This window comes from Mesorhizobium sp. M8A.F.Ca.ET.181.01.1.1, from assembly GCF_004792025.1.
GTDB lineage: Bacteria > Pseudomonadota > Alphaproteobacteria > Rhizobiales > Rhizobiaceae > Mesorhizobium.
In genome coordinates, this window is the sequence record NZ_SRTV01000115.1 from 1 (window position 1) to 354 (window position 354).

Here is a 354-nt window from a genome sequence, read left to right on the forward strand (position 1 = left end):
AGCCGGGAGTCCGACTTGTTGCCGTCGTAAATGACGCACTGGAAGAAGTCTTCGTTGATGTGATGGCAGTAATGATGAGCCTCGACCTGCCTCCCCATGTCGTCCGCATAGAAGTGAAACCCGTTCAGGTACATATTGATGGCTTCGATAGGGGCGTGCCTTTGCAATACGTCAGCGCCCATTCACAGCATTTTACTTTTCTGCGACTTGCCGCGCCCCGGAATCGCCCCGCGCGATACGGTCGTTTGATGCGCCAACGCCTGGCCTGCGCCACAGGAACATGTGGCAAAGGCCACTGCAGAGCCCAGAAGGCCCATGAAACCGCGCCGGTTGCGATTAGAAAGAGGCAGTGCC

1 protein-coding gene is annotated in these 354 nt (G+C 57.1%); it reads right to left on the reverse strand.

Features of this window, described 5'->3' with window-relative positions:
- Window positions 1-182: DUF1264 domain-containing protein (locus EN824_RS35700; protein ID WP_210236383.1), on the reverse strand; the 182-nt coding region annotated here is incomplete at its 3' end.
- Window positions 183-354: the final 172 nt, after the last annotated feature.